This window comes from Frigoribacterium sp. SL97 (assembly GCF_026625765.1).
Classification (GTDB): domain Bacteria; phylum Actinomycetota; class Actinomycetes; order Actinomycetales; family Microbacteriaceae; genus Frigoribacterium.
The window spans coordinates 2,869,883-2,888,242 of the sequence record NZ_CP113062.1; the positions used below are offsets into that span (position 1 = coordinate 2,869,883).

At 70.4% G+C, this 18,360-nt stretch carries 15 protein-coding genes and 1 tRNA gene; 4 read left to right on the forward strand and 12 right to left on the reverse strand.

What is annotated here, in order from left to right:
• Positions 1 to 17: 17 nt before the first annotated feature.
• The 4 genes from OVA02_RS14060 to OVA02_RS14075 form a co-directional block, all read right to left on the reverse strand.
• Positions 18 to 257 (reverse strand): hypothetical protein, encoded by a 240-nt coding sequence (locus tag OVA02_RS14060; RefSeq protein WP_148053626.1) that lies wholly within the window; start codon positions 255 to 257, stop codon positions 18 to 20.
• 249 nt (positions 258 to 506) lie between these two features.
• Positions 507 to 1,421 (reverse strand): glycine betaine ABC transporter substrate-binding protein, encoded by a 915-nt coding sequence (locus tag OVA02_RS14065; RefSeq protein ID WP_173151146.1) that lies wholly within the window; start codon positions 1,419 to 1,421, stop codon positions 507 to 509.
• 75 nt (positions 1,422 to 1,496) lie between these two features.
• On the reverse strand, positions 1,497 to 2,453 hold the full coding sequence (locus OVA02_RS14070; RefSeq protein ID WP_200412241.1) for an ABC transporter permease: 957 nt from the start codon (positions 2,451 to 2,453) through the stop codon (positions 1,497 to 1,499).
• Positions 2,450 to 3,721 (reverse strand): quaternary amine ABC transporter ATP-binding protein, encoded by a 1,272-nt coding sequence (locus OVA02_RS14075; RefSeq protein WP_267658714.1) that lies wholly within the window; start codon positions 3,719 to 3,721, stop codon positions 2,450 to 2,452. Before OVA02_RS14075 ends, OVA02_RS14070 begins: the two co-directional genes overlap by 4 nt.
• Before the next feature lie 490 nt (positions 3,722 to 4,211).
• On the opposite strand from OVA02_RS14075, the gene OVA02_RS14080 reads away from it, so the two are divergent.
• On the forward strand, positions 4,212 to 5,750 hold the full coding sequence (locus tag OVA02_RS14080) for an amino acid permease (protein ID WP_267658715.1): 1,539 nt from the start codon (positions 4,212 to 4,214) through the stop codon (positions 5,748 to 5,750).
• A 400-nt stretch (positions 5,751 to 6,150) separates the two neighbouring features.
• Here the strand turns inward: OVA02_RS14080 and OVA02_RS14085 are convergent.
• Positions 6,151 to 6,223 (reverse strand) — tRNA-Lys (locus OVA02_RS14085).
• 97 nt (positions 6,224 to 6,320) lie between these two features.
• Here OVA02_RS14085 and bcp point away from each other — a divergent pair.
• Positions 6,321 to 6,791, forward strand: a complete 471-nt coding sequence (gene bcp, locus OVA02_RS14090) for a thioredoxin-dependent thiol peroxidase (protein WP_123570409.1) — start codon at positions 6,321 to 6,323, stop codon at positions 6,789 to 6,791.
• A 99-nt stretch (positions 6,792 to 6,890) separates the two neighbouring features.
• Here the strand turns inward: bcp and OVA02_RS14095 are convergent, their stop codons facing one another.
• Positions 6,891 to 7,346, reverse strand: coding sequence for a hypothetical protein (locus tag OVA02_RS14095; protein ID WP_200412244.1), 456 nt, complete (start codon positions 7,344 to 7,346; stop codon positions 6,891 to 6,893).
• Between the two features lie 168 nt (positions 7,347 to 7,514).
• Here OVA02_RS14095 and OVA02_RS14100 point away from each other — a divergent pair, with 168 nt between their 5' ends.
• Positions 7,515 to 7,763, forward strand: coding sequence for a WhiB family transcriptional regulator (locus OVA02_RS14100; RefSeq protein ID WP_043594001.1), 249 nt, complete (start codon positions 7,515 to 7,517; stop codon positions 7,761 to 7,763).
• A 127-nt stretch (positions 7,764 to 7,890) separates the two neighbouring features.
• On the opposite strand, the gene OVA02_RS14105 is transcribed toward OVA02_RS14100, so the two are convergent.
• Positions 7,891 to 9,384, reverse strand: a complete 1,494-nt coding sequence (locus tag OVA02_RS14105; protein ID WP_173151150.1) for a sensor histidine kinase — start codon at positions 9,382 to 9,384, stop codon at positions 7,891 to 7,893.
• Positions 9,385 to 9,547: 163 nt separating this feature from the next.
• Here OVA02_RS14105 and OVA02_RS14110 point away from each other — a divergent pair, with 163 nt between their 5' ends.
• Positions 9,548 to 10,096, forward strand: a complete 549-nt coding sequence (locus tag OVA02_RS14110; protein ID WP_267658716.1) for an Rv3235 family protein — start codon at positions 9,548 to 9,550, stop codon at positions 10,094 to 10,096.
• A gap of 82 nt (positions 10,097 to 10,178) precedes the next feature.
• On the opposite strand, the gene secA is transcribed toward OVA02_RS14110, so the two are convergent.
• The 5 genes from secA to mtrB form a co-directional block, all read right to left on the reverse strand.
• Entirely contained in the window at positions 10,179 to 13,025 is a 2,847-nt protein-coding gene (gene secA / locus OVA02_RS14115; protein ID WP_123570411.1) for a preprotein translocase subunit SecA, read from the reverse strand.
• A gap of 200 nt (positions 13,026 to 13,225) precedes the next feature.
• Positions 13,226 to 13,930 (reverse strand): ribosome hibernation-promoting factor, HPF/YfiA family, encoded by a 705-nt coding sequence (gene hpf / locus OVA02_RS14120; protein WP_056046276.1) that lies wholly within the window; start codon positions 13,928 to 13,930, stop codon positions 13,226 to 13,228.
• 117 nt (positions 13,931 to 14,047) lie between these two features.
• Complete coding sequence (locus tag OVA02_RS14125) at positions 14,048 to 14,785, reverse strand: ComF family protein (protein ID WP_267658717.1); 738 nt, start codon at positions 14,783 to 14,785, stop codon at positions 14,048 to 14,050.
• A 101-nt stretch (positions 14,786 to 14,886) separates the two neighbouring features.
• On the reverse strand, positions 14,887 to 16,587 hold the full coding sequence (locus OVA02_RS14130; protein ID WP_267658718.1) for an LpqB family beta-propeller domain-containing protein: 1,701 nt from the start codon (positions 16,585 to 16,587) through the stop codon (positions 14,887 to 14,889).
• An 84-nt stretch (positions 16,588 to 16,671) separates the two neighbouring features.
• Positions 16,672 to 18,351: an MtrAB system histidine kinase MtrB gene (gene mtrB / locus OVA02_RS14135; RefSeq protein ID WP_267658719.1), complete on the reverse strand. Its 1,680-nt coding sequence runs from the start codon at positions 18,349 to 18,351 to the stop codon at positions 16,672 to 16,674.
• Positions 18,352 to 18,360: the final 9 nt, after the last annotated feature.

Genomic DNA, 18,360 nt, shown 5'->3' on the forward strand with positions numbered 1-18,360 from the left:
GCGGGCCCGGCGGCGGTTCAGATCGAACGCTTGCGCTGCCGCAGGGCCTCGAGGGCGAGCCCCTCGGAGGGGTACCGCCCGACGACCTCGCCCCAGCGGGGGTCGGCGCCGCGGAGCGCGACGAAGGCGCCCTGCTCGGCCCGGACGTGGCCGAGCACGCGGTCCGGGGTCGACACCTGGACGAGGTCGGACGAGACGGTGCGCGTGATGACGCGGGCCATTCTCCTCAGGACGTCGGTCGGTGCGGTGGTGCTCACGGGTGGTGCCTCTCGTGGTGCTCGTGCGGGTGGTGCGACGACGTCTCGGTGACGTCCGTCGACGACGCTACCCGCGCCTCCCGGGGTGTGACCTCGGGGTTCGCTGTGCGTCGGGTGTCGTCCGGCTGTGGTTTCACCCGGCTCCGTCACCCACCACCGGGCCCCGCCCCGGCACCCCGCCGGGCGCCCGGTACGACGACGCCCCGGACGAGCGGGGCTCGGCCGGGGCGACGTCCTAGGCGGATCGGATCAGCTGGTCAGGCCGTCGACGTAGTCCTGGTTCTCGGAGATCCACTTCTCGACGACGGGGGCGTAGTCGTCGCCGTCGACCTCGTCACCGTTGAACATGGCGTTCTCGAGCGAGGACAGGGTCTCGGTGTCCATCTCGAAGCCCTGCAGCCACTCGGTCAACTGCGGGAAGTCCGCCGTGAAGCTCTTGCCGCCGAACGAGTGGATGCCCTCGGCGTCGCCCAGGGTGCCCTCGGGGTCGGCGAGGTCCTTGATGGGGAACGCGTCGTAGGCCCAGTGCGGGCTCCACAGCGTCACCGCGATGTTCTCGCCCGCGTCGGTCGCGCTCTTGAGCTCGGTCAGCATCGCGGCGGTCGACGAGGTCTGCAGCTGCAGGTCGCTGAGGCCGTAGGTGGGGATGGTCTCGTCCTGGACGGCGGCCGTGAGGCCCGCGCCCGGCTCGATGCCGACGATCTTGCCCCCGAACAGGTCCGCGTTGGCCGCCAGCTCGTCGAGCGAGTCGATCGGGGCGTCCTCGTTCACGGCGACCGCGAGCTTGGCGCCGTCGTTCCAGGCGCCGAGATCGGTCAGGTCGTCGCCGTACTGCTCGATGTACGAGGCGTGGGTGGTCGGCAGCCAGGTGTCGAGCACGACGTCGTAGTCGTCGGTGGTGAGCCCGCTGTAGACGGGGGCCACGTCGGCCGGCTGGAGGTTGACCGTGTAGCCCTCGTCCTCGAGGACGGTCTTCCACAGCCACGAGGCCGCGATGCCCTCGTCCCAGCCGTTGAACACGGCGAGGTCGACGACGGCCTGGTCGCCGTTGTCGAGGGTCTCGCCCTCGGCCGACGAGCCGCTGCCGGGAGGCGAGCAGGCGGCCAGTCCGAGGACGGCGGTGGTGCCGAGGGCGATCGATGCGGCGATGGTGCGCTTCTTCATGTGTTCCTTTCGGGTGGTGCAGGAGGCGCGGGTCGGGTGGGTACGTGCTGCTCCCGTCCCGCAGGTGGTCGGGGTCTAGGCCGAGGCCGTCGCGGGTTCGCGGCGGTCGGCCGGGGGAAGGGGCTGCTCGGCCTCGGCGCGGTCGGGGGCCGGGGTCGGCGGGACGGACCGGCGGTTCTGCGCCCGGGCCAGCCGTCGGGCGTGACGGTCGGACCCGAGGGCCGCCGTCATGCGGTCGAGGACGATCGCCAGGATGACGACCGAGATGCCGGCCTCGGCACCCAGCCCGACATCGATGCGGTTGAGGCTCGCGACGATGTCGCCGCCCAGTCCCCCCGCGCCGACCATGCCGGCGATGACGACCATCGAGAGCGAGAGCATGATCACCTGGTTGACGCCGGCCATGATGCTGGGCTTCGCGAGGGGCAGCTGGATCTGACGCAGGATGCGCCACGGTGACGAGCCGAACGCCTGGCCGGCCTCGACCACCTCCTTGTCGACGCCGCGGATGCCGAGCTCGGTCAGGCGGACGCCGGGGGCCATGGCGAAGACGATGGTGGCGACGATGCCGGGCACGACGCCGACGCGGAACAGCAGCAGGGCGGGGATGAGGTAGACGAACGCGGGCGTCGTCTGCATGAAGTCCAGCACGGGCCGGATGATCTGCGACGCGACGCCCGACTTCGCCGCGAGCACGCCCAGAGGGATGCTCAGCGCGATGGCGAGCGTGCTGGCGACGAGCACGAGGGCGAGGCTCGACATCGCGTTGTCCCACTGGTTGACCGTTCCGATGAACAGCAGGCCGACGGCCGTGCCGAGCGAGAACTTCCAGCCCTTCGCGACGAAGGCGAGGGCGGCGATCACGATCACGACCGCCCAGAAGGGAGGTGCGCCGAGGAAGTACGCGACCCACTCGTAGAAGAACGTGAAGACCAGGCGGACGACGTCGAAGAAGCCGCCCAGGTGGGTGGTGATCCAGTCGACGACGTCCGAGACCCAGGAGCCGAAGGGGATGCGGAGGTACTCGTTCATCGGGTGGCTCCTTCGAGGGTGGCGTCGAGCTCGACGTCCGAGATGCGGGTGACGGGCTCGAGCACGGGGATGGGCGAGGTGGTCGTGTCGACGTTGCCGAGCGCCGCGAGCAGGGTCACGCGGGGGATGACGCCGAGCAGGCGGTCGGCGTCGTCCACGACGGCGATCGGCAGCGGACTCTCGACCGCCAACTCGAAGAGGTCGACCAGCGCGGCCTCGGGCCCGACCTTCGAGAACTCCGCGTTGACGATGGCGGCGAGGTCGGTGTCGTTCGCCTTGACCTGGCGCATGACGTGCCGGTCGCGCACCCAGCCGAGGAGCTTGCGGTCACGGCCGGTGACGAACAGGGCGGCGGTCTGGAGGTCGCGCAGGGAACGCAGGGCGCCCCGGGGGCCGACCGTGAGCGGGACGACCGCCCGGGCGGGCTCCATGACGCTGGCCGCCGTGAGGACCCGCGCCCGGTCGACGTCCTGCACGAACTGGGCGACGTAGTCGTTGGCGGGGTCGGTGAGGATGTCCTCGGGCGTCCCGATCTGCACGATGCGGCCGTCGCGCATGACGGCGATGCGGTCCCCGAGGAACATCGCCTCGTTCAGGTCGTGGGTGATGAAGACGATCGTCTTGCCGAGCTTCGCCTGCAGCTCGACGAGCTGCTCCTGCATCTCGCGGCGGATCAGCGGGTCGAGGGCCGAGAACGCCTCGTCCATCAGCAGGATGTCGGTCTCGGAGGCGAGGGCGCGGGCGAGGCCGACGCGCTGCTGCATGCCGCCCGAGAGCTGGCTCGGCAGCTCGTCCTCCCAACCCGCGAGGCCGACGATCTCGGTGACCTCCCGGGCCTTCGCCAGACGAGCCGCCTTCGCGACCCCCTGCACCTCGAGGCCGTAGGCGACGTTGTCGATGACGGTGCGGTGCGGCAGCAACGCGAAGTGCTGGAACACCATCGACACGTTCTGCCGACGCACCTCGCGGAGCCGCTTGGCCGGGACGTCCGAGATCGCGGAGCCCGCGACCTCGACCGAGCCGGACGTGGGCTCGAGCAGGCCGTTCAGCATGCGGATGAGGGTCGACTTGCCCGAGCCGGAGAGCCCCATCACGACGAAGATCTCGCCGGGCCGGACGTCGAACGAGGCGTCGATGACGGCAGCGGTGCCGAGGCCCGCGGCCTCGGAGCGGGAGGCGCCGGCCTCGAGTCGGGCGACGGCGTCCTTGGGTCGGCGGCCGAACACCTTGTACAGGTTCCGGGCACGCACGGCAGGCGTAGTGGTCACAGGTGTCTCCAGGCGCGCCGAGGGGGCACCGGCCGCTCGGGCCGGTTCGCCGTCGGCGGCGATCGGGTCGGGCGAACGGGTCGACGACGCGTGCGGACCGTGTCGGCTCAAGCCCACCGTGGAACCACGGGGCGAACCTGTCCTCCGCCGGGTCGGTCATGGGACCGGACCCTCGCGCCACCAGACCGTACGACGACCGGAACCCGAACTGATCGGACCATCGGTCGGCGCGTCCTGATGATGACGGGCCCGGTCTCCCGGGCCTCCACGACCGTAGCCGACATCCGTCGTCCATCCGAATTGCGAACCGGCCCGACGTCGCCGCGGGTGTACCCCGCGCACCCTGCGTCCCGGCGTGTCGCCCATGCCTGCGGGCCTGGTGATCGTCACCCATTCGTTACCCGCATGTGAATCGGCACCGCGCCTCCTGGGGGTTCGCCCGTCTCGCGGCGGTGATGCGGGCGAAACCGATAGGGGCTACGGTCGACCGATGACGAGTCCCACGAACGGGGACGGCGACGCCTCCACCGAGACGCACCTCCCGCAAGACTTCTCGCACGAGCAAGAGGGTTTCCAGCACGGGCTCAAGCCGCGTCAGCTGCAGATGATCGCCATCGGCGGGGCGATCGGCACGGGGCTCTTCCTCGGCGCCGGCGGTCGACTGGCCTCGGCCGGTCCGGCTCTCGCGATCGTGTTCGCGATCTGTGGCGTCTTCGCGTTCTTCATCCTGCGTGCCCTCGGCGAGCTGGTGCTGCACCGCCCCTCCTCGGGATCGTTCGTCTCGTACGCCCGCGAGTTCTTCGGCGAGAAGTTCGCCTACGCGGCCGGGTGGATGTACTTCCTGAACTGGGCGATGACGGCCATCGTCGACGTCACCGCGGTCGCCCTGTACCTGCACTACTGGTCCGCGTTCACCGCGGCACCCGACTGGCTGCTGGCCCTGGTGGCCCTCGCCGTGGTGCTCTCGGTCAACCTGCTGGCCGTGAAGGTCTTCGGCGAGATGGAGTTCTGGTTCGCGATCATCAAGGTCGCCGCTCTCGTGGTGTTCCTCGTGGTCGGCGTCGTGTGGCTCGCGGCGGCGTTCCCCGTGACGCACGACGGTGCCGCGGTCGACACCGGCTGGGGCCTCGTGGCGTCGTCGGGCATCCTGCCGAACGGCCTGCTGCCGGCCGTGATCGTGGTGCAGGGCGTCGTCTTCGCCTATGCCGCGATCGAGCTGGTGGGCACGGCGTCGGGCGAGACCCAGAACCCCGAGAAGGTCGTGCCACGCGCGATCAACACGGTCATCATCCGCATCGCGGTCTTCTACGTCGGGTCGCTGGTGCTGCTCTCGCTGCTGCTGCCGTACACGGCGTACAAGGCGGGCGAGAGCCCGTTCGTCACGTTCTTCGGCAGCATCGGCAGCCCCGAGGTGGGCGACGTCGCGGGGTCGATCATGAACTTCGTGGTCGTGACGGCCGCGCTGTCGAGCCTGAACGCCGGGCTGTACTCGACCGGCCGCGTGCTGCACTCGATGGGCATGAACGGCTCGGCCCCGAAGTTCACGACGAAGATGTCGAAGGGCGGGGTACCGTTCGGCGGCATCCTGTTGACCGCGAGCATCACCCTGCTGGGCGTCGTGCTGAACGCGATCGTGGGGGCGAACACGGCGTTCGAGATCGTGTTGAACATCGCGTCTCTGGGCATCCTGACGGCGTGGGGCACGATCATCCTCTGCCAGATGCGACTGCGTCAGTGGGCGAAGCAGGGCAAGGCGAAGGAGCCCTCGTTCCGGTTGCCGGGGGCGCCGGTCACGAGCTACCTGACGCTGGCCTTCCTGGCCGCGGTCGTCGTCCTGATGGCGATCGACTGGCCGATCGGGTCGTTCACGGTCATGTCGCTCGTCGTGATCATCCCCCTGTTGATGCTCGGGTGGCACCTGCAGCGCGACCGCATCCTGGCTGCCGCCCGCCTCCGTGAGGGCATGACGGGCCCCTACCCCGTGACCGGCCGCGACGCCGCCTCGCAGCTCCCCCGCGACGGCCAGTAGCCCCCCCCCCCCCCCCCCACCCCACCGACGCAGGAGGCGCGGGCCGCCCCGCCCGCGCCTCCTGCCGTCTCCCCCCGCTGACGACCCACCCGACGTCACTCCCCCGTGACGAGCAAAGCAACGTCACCCTCCGTGACGAGCGAAGCGACGTCACCCCCGTGACGAGCGAAGCGATGTCACCCCCCGTGACGAGCGAAGCGACGTCACCCCCCGTGACGAGCGAAGCGACGTCACCGTCCGTGACGAGCGAAGCGACGTCACCCCCGAGCAACGGCGACCTGGCGGGCCCGGCTGGTTCCCCGTGCGAGGTGGGCCGCGGTCCGCGGAGCGGACCAGACCCATACGACGAAAGAATCCCCCGCTTCTGCGACTGCAGAACACGGGGGACCCAATTCTTTCGTGCACCCCCTCGGACTTGAACCGAGAACCCACTGATTAAGAGTCAGTTGCTCTGCCAATTGAGCTAGAGGTGCGTGCTGCGATCTCTCGCAACGACGGTCAACACTAGCATGAGATCCGACCCACTCAGAACCATCGGCGCCGTCCGTGGCGCCCGCAGATCGGAGCACCATGTCCACGAAGCTCGAGAAGGGCGCTGCCGCGCCGACGTTCACCCTCGACGACGAGAACGGTTCGCCCGTCTCGCTGGCGGATTACTCGGGGCAGAAGGTCATCGTGTACTTCTACCCGGCGGCGTCGACGCCGGGCTGCACGACGGAGGCGTGTGACTTCCGCGACAACATCAACTCGCTGAAGTCGTCGGGCTACCAGGTGCTGGGCGTCTCGAAGGACGAGCCCGCCGCCCTGCAGGAGTTCAAGGACGAGCAGGGGCTGAACTTCCCGCTGCTCAGCGACCCCGAGCTGACGGTGCACCAGGCGTACGGCGCCTACGGCGAGAAGAACAACTACGGGCGCATCGTGACGGGCACGATCCGTTCGACGTTCGTGGTCGACGAGCAGGGCGCCGTCGAGCTGCCGCTGTACAACGTGAAGGCGACGGGGCACGTGGCGTCGCTCCGCAAGAAGCTCGGCCTCGACTGACCCCTTCGGCGACGAGGAGCGCAGGAGGCGCGGCGCCGGTCTCGAGGACCGGCACCGCGCCTCCTGCGTGTCGTCTCGCGACGGCGGCGGGCGGGTCGGTCAGTAGACGTGGGGGTCCGAGTCGCGGGCCGAGGTGGCCGCGACGACCGACGGCACGAGCAGCAGGACCACGACGGCGACGGCCGGCGCGAGGAGCGCGAGGCCGATGGTCGGGTTGGCGAAGACGCCCTGCAGGCTGCCGATGCCGACCGCGAACTGCAGCACCTGCCACACGATCGCCGCTCCCCTGATCCAGGCCCGGCCGCGCAGGGCGCCAACCACGATGGACCCGAGCCAGGCGGTCGCCAGCAGGGTCAGGACGAAGATCGCGACGGCCGACGGGTACGAGTCGGGACGGGCGACGAGCAGCTCGACGAGCAAGAAAGCCGCCGTTGCGGCGACCAGCAGGAACTCGGCGGAGAGCAGCACGATCACGACCCAGAGCAGTGCGGGTCGACGGGTCTCGGCAGACCGACCGGTCTCGTCTCGGGCGCCGTCCGGGCCTGCTGTGGTCACGTGTGAGCCTCCGAAAAATCCTTGATTTGGCCGTACCAGTATGCGACCATATTCGAGGTCGAAGTGACGCGCACATTGCGGTGCGCGCCTCCCGAATTCTTCTCTTTCCCCATCCCGAACCAGGCGCTTCGACGTGCCTGGTTCTGCACTTTTAAGGAGTACCCATCGATGGATTGGCGCGACAAAGCCGCTTGCCTGCAGGCTGACCCGGAGCTCTTCTTCCCCGTCGGCAACACGGGTCCCGCCGTCGACCAGATCGACAAGGCCAAGGCCGTGTGCGGCCGCTGCACCGTGACCGAGACCTGCCTGCAGTACGCGCTCGAGACCTCGCAGGACTCCGGCGTCTGGGGCGGTCTGAGCGAAGACGAGCGTCGCGCGCTCAAGCGTCGCGCGGCCCGCGCCCGCCGCGCCAGCTGATCGACCGTCGACCGCCCGCTGCGGTCGACCTCCGGCCCTCGGGGCCGATGACGAAGCCCGGCACCTGATCGCAGGTGCCGGGCTTCGTCGCGTCCGGGGCGGGGTCGTCGCCGGCCTCCGCTGTGGCTCAGGGCTGGGTGAGCCAGCGGAACGGGATCTCGATGGTGACCTCGGTGCCGTTGCCGACGAGGGTGTGCCAGTCGATGGTGCCACCGAGTTCGCCCTGGATCAGCGTGCGGACGATCTGGGTGCCGAGCCCCGAGCCGACCTTGCCCTCGGGCAGCCCGACCCCGTTGTCGCGCACCTTGACCGTCAACTCTTCCGCCCGACGGTCGGCGACGATCTCGACCTCGCCGTCGCGACCGTCGAGGCCGTGCTCGACGGCGTTCGTCACGAGTTCGGTCAGGGCGAGGGCCAGGGGCGTCGCGTACTCGCTCGGCAGGGCACCGAAACTGCCCGTCATGGTGGGGCGGACCGTCGTGTTGTGACTCGACGCGACCTCGGCGATCAGCATGAGGACCCGGTCGAAGACGGTGTCGAAGTCGACGTTCTGGCTGAGCCCCTCGGACAGCGTGTCGTGCACGACGGCGATCGACTGCACTCGGCGCATGGCCTGCGTCAGTGCCTCACGGGCGACGTCGGTGTGGGTACGACGTGCCTGGATGCGCAGCAGCGAGGCGACGGTCTGCAGGTTGTTCTTGACCCGGTGGTGGATCTCGCGGATCGTGGCGTCCTTGGTGATCAGCTCGCGCTCTTGGTGACGCAACTCGGTCACGTCGCGACAGAGGACGATCGCCCCGACGCGCTCACCACGGTCACGCAGCGGGATCGCGCGCAGCGACACCGTGACCCCGCGCGCCTCGATGTCGGTGCGCCAGGGCGCCCGGCCCGTGACGACCAACGGCAGGGACTCGTCGATCACGAGCTTGCCCGCGAGCAGGCCGGTGGTGACCTCGGCCAGCGACTCGCCTTCGAGCTCGCCGGCGAACCCCATGCGGTTGAAGGCCGACAGGCCGTTGGGGCTGGCGAACGTGACCATGCCGTCGACGTCGAGGCGCAGCAGCCCGTCGGAGGCGCGGGGTGCGCCCCGTCGCGGACCCGTCGGCGCCCCCAGGTCGGGGAAGTCGCCGGCGGCGATCATGGCGAAGAGGTCGTTGGAGCACTGGTTGAAGGTCAGTTCTTGACGGCTCGGCGTGCGCGCCTCGCTGAGGTTCGTGTGCCTCGTGATGATGGCGATCGGTGCGTCGGTCACGTCGGGCCGGCTGGCCCCCAGGCGGCGGAGCACGGGCACGGCCCGGACGCGCGTGGGCGTCTCTTCGTACCAGTCGGGTGCGGCCGAGTCGACGATGCGGGTCGTCGTGAACGCCTGCTCGATCTGCTCGCGCCACTCGGGCCGCACCTCTTGTCCGACGAAGTCGCGGTAGAAGAGCGTGGCCGAACTCGAGGGCCGGGCGTGGGCGACGGCGACGAAGCTGTCGGTCTGCGTGGGGACCCAGAGGACGATGTCCGCGAAGGCGAGGTCGGCGAGCAGCTGCCAGTCCCCCACCAGCAGGTGCAACCACTCGACGTCCACCTCGCTCGAGAGGCCCTGGGCGAGAACGAGATCACTGAGCGTCGACACCCGCCCAGTCTAGGTCGACGGTCCGTCCGGCGACGTCGGCCACTCCCCGGCGGGAGGACCCGACCACCGCTTCTCCACAGACCGTCGAGTCGGTCTGGTTTTGCAATCTCACATGTCATATCTTCTAGTCATGCCCGGACGCACGTGAACAGGAAGACTGCCCATGCCCTCGAACCACCACGCCCTCGCCCTCGTCGAGCCCCAGGGGCCCACCGCACCGCCTCGGCCGCATCTGAGGCCCGTCCCGCCGCTCGCGAACCCGGGCCCGACCGACCCCGTGCCCGGGGGTGGGCCGTCGGAGGGTCGACCATCCGGTCCCCGACCTGCCGTCCGCACGGTCCCTCGTGGCGGCACCTCGTCCGGGTCCCCCTTCCCGGACGATCCGGACCTGCTCGTCGAGAACCTGGTCCGCTGCGTCGTCGAGATCCTGGCCGGGGCACGAGAACTCGACCAGGTCTCGCGGTGGGTCACCGAGGACGTCTACCGCACCCTGCACAAGCGGGTCGTCCTGGCCGCCCGGGCCCGGTCCGCACACGGCATGCGTGCTCGGCGACCGGTGTTCACGATCGGCGGCATCCGGTCGAGTTCGCCCGCGGACGGGGTGATCGAATCCGTCGTCGTCGTGCACGGCCGCGCTCGGAGCCGAGCGGTCGCCGTCCGACTCGAGACCTACGACAGCCGGTGGAGAGCAGCGGCCGTGCACGTGCTCTGAGGGTCGGCCCGGTCACCGCCGACGGACGACGCGCCCCCGAGCCAGGCTCGGGGGCGCGTCGATAGTCGTTCGGACGACTCGGTCAGCGGGTCTTCTTACCCGCCGCTCGGCGATCGGCCCGGTTCACCGGAGCCTCGCCGCCGGCGGTCTTCTGGCCGAAGGCGCCGACCTTGCCGTCGTCGGCCTGCCGTGCCGCCGGGCCACCGGAGGCGCGAGCCGCCGCGATCTCGGGCGAATCGGAACGCTCGGCTTCGTCCTGAGCCTTCTGGGCCTTCGCGGTCGCACCCTTCTCGAGCTGACCGCGCTGGTTGCGCACCTCGACCTCGCCGTCGATGTTGGGAGCCGAGTAGGCCAGCTGGGCCTGCGGTTGCTTCTCGGCCTCGAGCCCCTTGGCCGCGATGACCGGTGCCTCGGTGGCGCCGACCTGGCCCTGCACCTCGACCTCGAGGTTGAACAGGAAGCCCACGGTCTCTTCGCGGATCTGGCCCATCATGCTCTGGAACAGGGCGTAGCCCTCGCGCTGGTACTCGACGAGCGGGTCTCTCTGGGCCATCGCGCGGAGACCGATGCCGTCCTTCAGGTAGTCCATCTCGTAGAGGTGGTCGCGCCAGCGACGGTCGATGACCGACAGCACGACCCGACGCTCGAGTTCGCGCATGGCGGGCTCGCCGAGGGTCTCGGTGCGCGCCTCGTAGGCGACCTTGGCGTCGGAGAGGATCTCCTGCCCGAGGAACGCCCGGGTCGCCTTGCCCTTCGAGCCGGCCTCGGTGATGACCTCGTCGATGGTGATCGAGATCGGGTACAGGGTGCCGAGTTCGGTCCAGAGGGCGTCGAGGTCCCAGTCGTCGGGGCTGCCGTCACCCGTGTGCTGGTCGATGACCTCGTTGACGACGTCCTCGAGGAACTTCTGGCTGCGGTCCTTGAGGTCGTCGCCCTCGAGGATGTGGCGACGGTCACCATAGATGGCCTCGCGCTGACGGTTGAGGACGTCGTCGTACTTGAGGACGTTCTTGCGGATCTCGGCGTTGCGCGACTCGACCTGCGACTGGGCCGAGCGGATGGCCCGCCCCACGATCTTGTTCTCGATGGCGAGGTCGTCGGGCACGTTGCCGCGACCCATCAACGACTCGGCGGCGCCCGAGTTGAACAGGCGCATCAGGTCGTCGGTCAACGACAGGTAGAAACGGCTCTCACCGGGGTCGCCCTGACGACCCGACCGACCGCGCAGCTGGTTGTCGATCCGTCGCGACTCGTGGCGCTCGGTGCCGAGGACGTACAACCCGCCGGCGTCGATGACCTTGTCGGCTTCTTCTTGCACGGCGGCCTTCTGGGCGGCGAAGACGTCGTCCCACGCGGCCTCGTACTCGTCGGGGGTGTCCACCGGGCTGAGACCCTTGGCGTTCATCTCGGCGACGGCGAGGAACTCGGCGTTGCCGCCGAGCATGATGTCCGTCCCGCGACCGGCCATGTTGGTGGCGACGGTCACGGCGCCGGCGCGACCGGCCTGGGCCACGATGGCGGCCTCTCGAGCGTGGTTCTTGGCGTTGAGCACCTCGTGCTTGACGCCCTTCTTGGCGAGCAGTCGCGAGAGGTACTCGCTCTTCTCGACGCTGGTCGTGCCGACCAGCACGGGCTGGCCCTTCTCGTGCCGCTCGACGATGTCTTCGACGACCTGGTCGAACTTGCTCGTCTCGTTCTTGTAGACGAGGTCGGTCTGGTCGATGCGCTGCATCGGACGGTTCGTCGGGATGGGCACGACGCCGAGCTTGTAGGTGCTCATGAACTCGGCGGCCTCGGTCTCGGCCGTACCGGTCATGCCGGAGAGCTTCTTGTAGAGGCGGAAGTAGTTCTGGAGGGTGACCGTCGCGAGGGTCTGGTTCTCGGCCTTGACCGTAACGCCCTCTTTCGCCTCGATGGCCTGGTGGATGCCCTCGTTGTAGCGGCGACCGCTGAGGATGCGACCCGTGTGCTCGTCGACGATCAGGACCTCGCCGTTGATGACGACGTAGTCCTTGTCGCGCTTGAACAGCGCGTCGGCCTTGATGGCGTTGTTGAGGAACGAGATGAGCGGGGTGTTCGCCGACTCGTACAGGTTGTCGATGCCGAGGTAGTCCTCGACCTTCTCGATGCCGGGTTCGAGGACCCCGACGGTGCGCTTCTTCTCGTCGACCTCGTAGTCGGTGCCCGCGACGAGGCGCCGGGCGACCGTGGCGAACTCGGTGAACCACCGGTTGGCCTCGCCCGACGACGGGCCCGAGATGATCAGCGGCGTGCGGGCCTCGTCGATCAAGATCGAGTCGACCTCGTCGACGATCGCGAAGAAGTGGCCACGCTGCACCATGTCCTGCGCCTGCCAGGCCATGTTGTCGCGGAGGTAGTCGAAGCCGAACTCGTTGTTGGTGCCGTACGTGATGTCGGCGGCGTACATCTCGCGACGCTCGGCCGGGGTCTGGCCCGACAGGATGCAGCCGGTCGTCATGCCGAGCGCCCGGAAGACGCGCCCCATGAGCTCGGACTGGTAGCTGGCGAGGAAGTCGTTGACCGTGATGACGTGCACGCCGCGCGACGCGATGGCGTTCAGGTACGCCGCCGTGGTGGCGACGAGCGTCTTGCCCTCACCGGTCTTCATCTCGGCGATGTTGCCGAGGTGCAGGGCCGCGCCACCCATCAGCTGCACGTCGAAGTGCCGGAGGCCCAGGGTGCGCTTGGACGCCTCGCGGACGGCAGCGAAGGCCTCGGGCAGGAGGTCGTCGAGCGACTCACCCGACGCGTACCGCTCGCGCAGCTCGACGGTCTCGTTGCGCAGCTCGTCGTCGGTGAGGGTCGTGAAGTCGTCCTCGAGCTCGTTGACCGCCTTGGCGTAGGCCTTCAGCTTGCGCAGTGTGCGGCCCTCGCCGACGCGGAGGACCTTCTCGAGGACGTTGGCCACTGGTGTGCTCCCATGTGTTCGGTCGAACCCGCGGAACGCTCCGCGGTCTCGCTGAGGTGATCCGCATCGGAGCACCGAGGTGTCGAAGGTCCGTCCTGGACCGGCCCACGATCGTAGCAAGCGTAGTGGCCGACCCCCTGGGAGGCGACAGGGACGTGCCCGCGCCTCCCGGGGTGTCGGCCACCCGGTGGGTCAGGAGGTCAGCTCGCCAGACCCGCCCGCAGGGCCGTCGCCGTCTCTTGCAGGTCGGGCGAGTCCTGGTCGAGCCCGATCACGCCGTAGTCCCAGCCCTTGCGGCGGTACACGACGCTCGGACGCTCGGTCTCGGCGTCGATGAAGAGGTAGAAGTCGTGGCCGACGAGCTCCATGTAGTAGAGCGCGTCGTCGACCGACATGGGCGTCGACGCGAAGACCTTCTCGCGGATGACCACGGGGCAGTACTCCTCTTCGAGTTCGTCGGCGGGGGCCTCGTCGCCCACCACCGTCACGGCCCCGGTGCGGACCTGGTCGAGCGTCTCCGCCGCGGCGGGGGTGACACCCACGCCGCTGAAGTCGGCCGTGGCCGCCTCGCGCAGCGACGTCGGTCGGTGTTGCCCGCGATGGATCTTCTGCCGGTCCTTCGCCCGGCGCACCCGTTCGAGGAGCCGACCGATCGCGAGGTCGAACGCCGCGTACTTATCGGCGGCCGTGGACTCGGCCCGCACGAGGGGGCCGGGGCCGATCAGCGTGATCTCGACCCGGTCGTCGCCCGCCTGCCCACCGGACTTCTCGTGGTGCCGCGACACCTTGACCTCGAGGGCGAGGGCCTTCGTGGCCAGCGCGGCGACCTTGTCTGCCTTCTCGGTGGCGTACTCGCGGAAACGATCGGTGATGCCGACGTTTCGACCCGTGACGGAAATTTCCATGACGACCTCCTGTGGCTATCGACGTGCCGCCTGTCAGCCAGGCGGATGTCCTTTCACGCCTTTCGCCCCACCGTAGCCACCCGGACACCCCCGTGTCACGCACCGTTCACCGTTCGCTCAGGGGCGACCGGCGCCCGAGCCCGACGGGGTGGCGGCCACGCACGCCGCACCGACCACGATCGCGCCCCGGGCGACCAGCGCACGACGCGCCTCCTGGAGGGTGCCCCCGGTCGTCACGACGTCGTCGACGAGGACCACCTGCGACCCCGTGAGATCGCGGGTGGCGCGGAGGCTGCCCTCGCGGTCCCTCAGACGCTGCTGTCGGTCGCGGCCCTTCTGTCCGCCGCCGGCCCGCGCCGTCGGCACGAGGACGCGCGAGCCCACCACGAGACCGAGCCGACGCAGCACCAGGTCGACCGGGTCGTAGCCCCGCCGACGCCGCCCCCGTCGGGACGCCGGCACCGGGACGACCAGCAGCGACCGATCCCCCGGGCGTGCGTCCCCGACGGGCGCCTCCTCGGCCGTCACCTGACCGGCACAGGATCGGAGGGCGGCACCAAGAGCCGGGGCGAGCACCTCGGCCAGGCGCACGCGTCCGCCGTTCTTGAAGGCCAACACGACGCCCCGCGCCTCGAAGGCGTAGACGAGTCCGGCGAAGACGGTCAGCCCGTCGGGGAGGTCGATCCGGACGACCTCGGGGACGAGCCGGCCCCGGCAGTCGCGGCACAGGCCGACGTCCGGAGCGTGGCAGCCCGCGCACGAGACGGGCGACACGACGGACAGCGCCTCGCGGACGGCCCGCACCAGGGCGTCCCGCGCATCGACGGCGGGACGGGGACGAGGCGACCGGGGCACACCGACAGCGTGGACTCCCCCGGGTGCGCACGCCGCGCCTCCGTCGTCGCAGGGGGACGACCTACCCCCCACCTGCCCTGGGGAGGAGGCGACCCGGGGCGTCAGCGCTGGGTCGCCACCAGGTCGGCCGTCAACCCCGTGGCCTGCCAGCTGCTGCCCCTGGGTTCGAGCACGTCGCCGTCGGCACCCAGCAGCAGCAGTCGGTCGAAGCCGTTGCCCCCGACGATCGCGACCGCCTCGCCCGACGGACGGCCGGCGCTCGAGGAGTCCCCGCCGACCTCGGACATCGTCACCCGTGACGACTCCCCGACGGTGGTCAGGACGGCGACGGTCAGTTGATCCGCCCAGGTCGCGTCGACGGGGGCGCCGTCCGGAGCCGACAGTTCGAGGGTCGGGCCCAGCCGGAGCGGGACCCCGTCGGCGTCCCGCACGACGGCGGCCACGAGGAGGCGCGACTCGCCCTGGTCGTCGAGCAGCAGCAACGCGCGGGTGCCGTCGCGCGAGATGCGGAAGGTGTTGACGCTCGGCCCCGCCGGCAGCGACGTCACCACCGGGTGGGGCGTGCCGTCGAGGGCGTACGCCGTGAGGCTCGTCGGGTCGTCGGCGACGAGCGACCAGACGAATCCCGCGTCGTCGAGCGAGGGGGCGACGAGTCCGGTCCGGGCGTCGACCAACCGGGCTCCTCCCTGAGAGGTGACCGCGTACGCGCCCGACGAGGTGCCGACGGCGGCGGTCGTCTGGTCTGCGGACAGCTCGACCGACCGGGGGCGGAGCGCCTCCACCGCGTCCGAGAGGCCCGGGAGCTGGCTCGTGGCGCTCGTGGTGGCGAATCCCAGCACGCCGTCGGCCAGCACGAGGGGCCGGGCGTCGACCGCGGGGTCGCGCACCGGCACGGGCTGCTGCATGGCCGGCACGGTCAGAGGCGCGCCCTCGACGCTGAGCTCGACGGCGGTCACGGTCGCGAGGGTCGAGAAGCTCGCCAGCAGCTGCGCCTGCATCCGGGCCCGGGCGGCGGGGGTCGCCTCGAGGGCGTCGGCGGTGAGGTCGACGCGGGCCGTCCCGTCGTCGACCGTGATGGCCGTCAACGACAGCTGGGTGCCCTCGGGGAAGGCCGAGACGACGGCACCCTGCAGCCAGTCCGACGGTCCGTCGAGCAGGGCCGTCGCGAGGCGCGTGCTCGTCGACGACCGTGCGAGGAACCACCGCTCGTCGGGCACGAGATAGGTGAAGGTGGGGTCGTAGAAGTAGGCGGCGTGCGACCGGAAGACCGAGTCGAACGTGGCCGGCGAGAGGACGATGCCGTCGGGGGCGTCGCTGATGCGCCACTCGCCGCCCTCGCGGACGAAGGAGAACGCCAGGGACGTCGTCGTGGAGGACGTGGCCGGCGTGTAGTGCCCCGCCGAGTCGACCGTCGCCGAGCCCACGAACGCGTAGTCGAGCGTCGACTCCCCGACCCGCGAGGTCGACCCGACCCCGGGCCTGATGGTGACGCTGGCCCGCGGCTCCCACTCGTCGGCGAAGCCGGTGCTGAGGAACTGCCGGGCCACCCCGTAGTTGTCCTGGGACCCGGTGCCCGCCGAGAGGAAATCGCGCAGCAGTCTCTCTTGCGAACTGCCGGCGACCGGCCCGTTGGGCCGGAACACGAAGTCGCTGACGACGTCGTCGCTGACGGTGTCGCCCTGCTGCACCTGACCGGCGTCCGGGATTCCGACGCACCCGGTCAGGGTGATCGCGGCGCCCACGAGGACCGCCAGCACCACGGACCGGCGGCCCCGCCGGGCGTTCCGTCGTGGATCAGTCATCGTCGGCACCCCCCGATGACGGCGACGGGATCGGCACGCCCGGCGTCTCGGCCACCGGGACCGAACCCGACCACGGTTCGCCCGTCACCGGCACGGTCGTCTCGCCCCGACGGTCCGGCGGCACGACCGGCAGGGGCGCCCCTCGATGCGACCGCCCGCCACGCGGGGCAGGGTGACGACGAACCGGCTGCCCGAGCCCGGCTCGGACCATACCTCGAGCCGGCCGCCGTGCAGTGCCGCGTCCTCGAGGCTGATCGCCAGGCCCAACCCGGTGCCCCCGATGGTGCGCCGGCGAGAGGGATCGGCCCGCCAGAACCGGTCGAACACGCGCGAGGCATCGGCCGGGCTCATGCCCACACCGTGGTCGCGGACGGACACCGCGACGGCCGTGGCGTCGCTGTCGACCTCGACCTCGATCGGCCGCCCCTCGCCGTGTTCGATGGCGTTGCCCAGCAAGTTGCGCAGGATGCGGCGCAGCCGCCGCGGGTCGATCTCGGCCTCGAAGTACCCGCCCCGGGCGACGACCGAGACGACGCTGCCGGACCCGTCTGCGAGCGGCCCGAACTCGTCGACACCGTCCTCGACGAGACGGACGACCGTGACGGGCTCGGTGTCCAGCTCGACGGCACCGGCGTCGAACCGCGAGATCTCGAGCAGATCGGCGAGGAGCAGCTCGAACCGGTCGACCTGGGTGTGCAGCAGCTCGGCCGTCCGGGCGGCCGAGGGCGTGAACGACGTGCGCTGGTCGTAGAGGACGTCGCCGGCCAGCCGGATCGTGGTCAGCGGCGTGCGCAACTCGTGCGAGACGTCGCTCACGAAGCGTTGCTGGACGCGCGACAGCTCGGCCAGCTGCGAGATCTGGCGTTGCATGGCGTCGGCCATCCCGTTGAAGGAGCGCCCGAGCGTGGCCACGACGTCCTGCCCCTTCTCGGGGATGCGTTCTTCCAGGTGGCCGGCCGCGATCTTCTGGCTGGTCTCGGCCGCCGTGCGGATCGGCCCCACGACCAGGCGGACGACGAGGTAGGTGATCGCCGCGATCAACAGCACGAGTGCCAGCGAGCCGATGCCGAGGGTCCGTTGCATGAGGTCGAGCGTGGCCTGCGCGTCGCTGAGGTCGTAGACGAGGTAGAGCTCGTACTGGCCCGCGGTGGGCACCTGCAGGGTCGAGCCGACCGCGATGCCCGGCGAGCCCCCGCCCTGCGAGGTCGGAGGGAGCGACACCGACTGCATCGAGAGACGCTCGTCGTCCGCCGCCACCGCCTCGCGGAGGGCCGGCGAGATCACGGAGTCGGGGAAGTCGGGGCTGGCGATGTTCTGGATTGTCTGCGGGCTGTTCTGCCCCGGCGTCCGGAGGATCGCGATGCTCGTCCCGCCCGGGCTCGAGGTCGAACCCAGGATGGCGGTCTGGGCCTCGTTCTGCAGCGCGTCGAGCTCGACCTGGTTGGCGTCCTCGGTGGCGGTGGCCGAGTCGAAGATGTTCTGCGCGAGGAGCGTCGCCCGGACGCTCTCGGCCTCGACCTGCTCCCGGCGCTGGTCGTAGAGGCTCGTGCCGATCGTCACCGAGATGAGCGTGCCGATCACGGTCACGGCGACGGTCGACAGCACCACCGTGAGCGCGACGGTGCGGAACGACAACGACGACCGCCAGAAGCCGACCACCCGGGTCGGCCACGTGCGCCACGCCGGTGCCCGCCACGACCACGGTCCGCCCGAGCGGACGGGCCCGCCCTGGTCGGGCCCCGCGACCGTCGACACGAGCGCCACCCGACCGGG